The 3043-nt window shown below is 66.8% G+C and carries 2 protein-coding genes and 2 pseudogenes; all 4 read right to left on the reverse strand.

The genetic code is table 11. From position 1 onward, the window contains the following. Positions 1-277 (reverse strand): annotated as a pseudogene (locus FHR96_RS22245) (AraD1 family protein); the annotation flags it as partial. A gap of 150 nt (positions 278-427) precedes the next feature. After that, complete coding sequence (locus FHR96_RS22250) at positions 428-1387, reverse strand: glycoside hydrolase family 43 protein (protein ID WP_183389898.1); 960 nt, start codon at positions 1385-1387, stop codon at positions 428-430. Between the two features lie 41 nt (positions 1388-1428). Beyond that, positions 1429-2817 (reverse strand): MFS transporter, encoded by a 1389-nt coding sequence (locus FHR96_RS22255; RefSeq protein ID WP_183389899.1) that lies wholly within the window; start codon positions 2815-2817, stop codon positions 1429-1431. Positions 2818-2902: 85 nt separating this feature from the next. Beyond that, positions 2903-3043: pseudogene (locus FHR96_RS22535) on the reverse strand (C4-dicarboxylate ABC transporter permease); the annotation flags it as partial.

Below are 3043 nucleotides of genomic sequence, written 5' to 3' on the forward strand. Positions count from 1 at the left end.
CGCTGCCCAGGTGGGTCAGGCCGGTGCCGGTCACCAGGCAGTGAGCCGGGTCGTCGTGGGTCAGCGGCGGCAGCAGACGGCGCTCGTCGATCAGCGCCTGGTAGTCCAGGCGGGTCTCGGTCAGCGCGGCCTCGACGATCTCTGCCAGCGGCCGGCCGGCGGCGATGGCGCGCCGGGCCAGGGTGTAGGTATCGGCCTCGGTCAGGCGGACCGTGGCCTCGTCTTCGACCAGGGCGGCGCGGGCCGCGCCGTCATGAAGGCATTGGATGATGCGCATGGCGTGTTTCCTCGGCTGTCGGGTCGGGGCGGCGAGGCACCGAAGGGTCTCCATCATAGCCCCCGCTCCCGGTGTATGTGCAACATATAATTTTATATGTTGATTTTATTGTGTGTCGTTGAGGTAAAGCGATGGCCCAGAGCCGCTTCGCTAGCGGGCCGGCGGCAGGGTGTCCTCGCCGGCTCGGCCGACATCCGGGAAGCCGCGTTCGTCCCAGCGGATCGGCTTGACGTAGGTATGGCGGTTCGGGTCCCACAGCGGGTCGCCCTGGATGTCGGTGTAGGTCCGGGCGTGGTAGACGAGCAGGTCGGTGCCGTCCTCGCCGACCACGAAGCCGTTGTGGCCGGGGCCGAAGATCTCGTTGGCCGGATCGCTGACCAGGATCGGCATCGGCGACTTCGACCAGCTCGCCGCGTCCAGCGGGTCGCTGTCGGCATCGGCCCACAGCAGACCCACGCAGTAGTTCTCGTCGGTGGCGCTGGCCGAGTAGGTGAGCAGCAGCCGGCCGTGGCGCTGGAGCACCGCGGGCCCCTCGTTGACCAGGAAGCCGCGCGTCTCCCAGTCGTATTCCGGCACGCTGAGCCGCGTCGGCGGCCCGGCCAGGCGGGTCGGTCCCGCCAGCTCGGCGATGTAGAGGTTCGAGTTGCCGGGGATCTCCGGATCCTGCTGGGCCCAGACGTAATAGTCGCGCCCGCTTAGATGGAAGGTCGTGGCGTCCAGGCAGAAGCTGTCCAGCGGCGTCGCCATCTGCGCAGGCTCGCTCCACTCGCCGGCCAGCGGGTCGTCCGCCGTGCAGGTGATGGCGTACATGCGGTGCTGGAAGAGGCCGTCGACGATCTCGCGGGACGGCGCGGCGGCGAAGTAGATTACCCAGTCGCCGTCGACGCGGTGCAGCTCGGGGGCCCAGATCAGCTCGCACAGCGGCCCGGTGTCGGGCTTGCGCCATACCGTGGTCGCCGGCGCCGTGGCCAGCCCCGCGACGCTGTCGGCGCACCGGAGCTCCAGGCGGTCGTACTCGGGCACCGAGGCGATGAAGTAGTAGCGCCCGGCGTGCGCGAGGATCCAGGGGTCGGCGCGCTGCTCGATCAGGGGCTCGGGAGATAGCGACATGGTGGACTCCGTGGCGTGGGCGGGTGGACGTAGCATGGCCATCAGCTGGCGCGGCCCGGCTCGAGGGTGTCGTCGGTGGTTGGGTCGGCGGCTCGCTGGCCGGCGCCGATGTCGCCCAGCGAGGCGTAGTAGGCATCGGTGATCCGGTAGCGGAACATGAAGCCGCCCATCAGGGTGTGGAAGACACCGGGGATGATGGACAGCATCAGGGCGATGCCGGTGAGCGTGAAATCGCTCTGGTCGACGTTGGGCTCGTAGTGGAAGTAGGTCAGCAGCACGCCCACCAGGAAGCCCGCGGCGCCCATGCCGGCCTTCTGGAAGAAGGAGATGCCGCCGAAGGCCAGCCCCGAGACGCGCCGGCCGGTCTTGGCCTGGCCGTAGTCCACGGACTCGGCAATGGCCGACCAGAACACCGGGGCGTGCAGGTCCACCACGAACGAGATCAGGAAGTAGAGCACGAAGGCGAGCACCACCTCGCCGGGGTCGACCAGCACGAACATCAGCACGCTGAGCACGCCAACCGCGACCTGGCTCCAGCGGAACAGCTGCACCTTGCAGTAGCGCTTGGTGATCCAGGTGGAGGCGACCATGGCCAGGATCGCGGCGCCGACGCCGACGGTCAGGAAGGCCGAGAGCATCCCCGGGCCGGCGCCCAGGTAGTACTTCGCGTAGTAGGCGGCCACGGAGCTGCGCAATACGTAGCCCATGGTGCCGGTGAAGCAGGCGCCGCACAGCAGCAGCCACTGGTCGTTCTTGAGCAGCAGCGCGAACTGCTGCTTGATGGGCTTGTCGTCGATGCGATGCTGGACGCGCTCGGTGGTGGTGCGGTAGCAGAACAGCAACAGCAGGGTCGCCAGGCCGCCCATCAGCCCCATGGCGACCTGGTAGCCCAGCTCGAGCCGGCCCTCGCCGAAGGACTCGGCCAGCTTGGGCACGATGATGGTGACCAGGAAGGCGGCGATCTTGGCGAAGAACAGCCGATAGCCGTTGGCGGACAGCTTGTCCTTGGGATCGTCGGTCAGCACGCCGATCAGCGAGATGTAGGGGATGGTCACGGCGGTGAACAGCAGCGTGACCAGCAGGTAGGTCGAATAGGCCCATACCAGCTTGGCGTTGTAGCTCCAGTCCGGAGTGGTGAACAGCAGCAGCACCGAGATGCCGAAGGGCACCGCGAAGATCAGGAAGTAGGGGCGATAGCGTCCACGGGGCGTATTGATGCGGTCGGTGATCATGCCCATCAGCGGATCGGTCACCGCGTCGACCAGCCGGGCGACCAGGAACAGGATGCCCATGTGGGAGGGCTTGAGACCGAAGATGTCGGTGTAGAAGTAGGAAATGATCAGAAACATCGAGGAGATGACCACGTTGATGGCCATGTCCCCGCTGCCGAAGCCGATCTTTTCCAGGTACGTCAGTCTTGGTGTCGCCATGATGTTGTCCTTGTCATCGATGGAGACGCCTCCGTCGGGCGTCGAGGAAGGGCAAGGCGACACCCCCGTCGCCTTGCCGGTGTCGTCAGCCAACCAGCCACATGGCCAGGTTCGGCCAGAACAGCAGCGCAAACAGCACGCACAGCTGCAGGGCGATGAACGGCAGCAGCGAGACGAAGATGTCCTTCAGGCTGACCTCGGGCGGCGCCACGCCCTTGAGGTAGAA

Origin of the sequence: Halomonas organivorans, assembly GCF_014192055.1 — a bacterium.
Taxonomy (GTDB): domain Bacteria; phylum Pseudomonadota; class Gammaproteobacteria; order Pseudomonadales; family Halomonadaceae; genus Halomonas; species Halomonas organivorans.

Excerpts from the sequence above, each read along its gene's own strand:
- FHR96_RS22250 (WP_183389898.1), bottom strand. The coding sequence starts at position 1,387 with ATGTCGCTATCTCCCGAGCCCCTGATCGAGCAGCGCGCCGACCCCTGG.
- FHR96_RS22255 (WP_183389899.1), bottom strand. The coding sequence starts at position 2,817 with ATGGCGACACCAAGACTGACGTACCTGGAAAAGATCGGCTTCGGCAGC.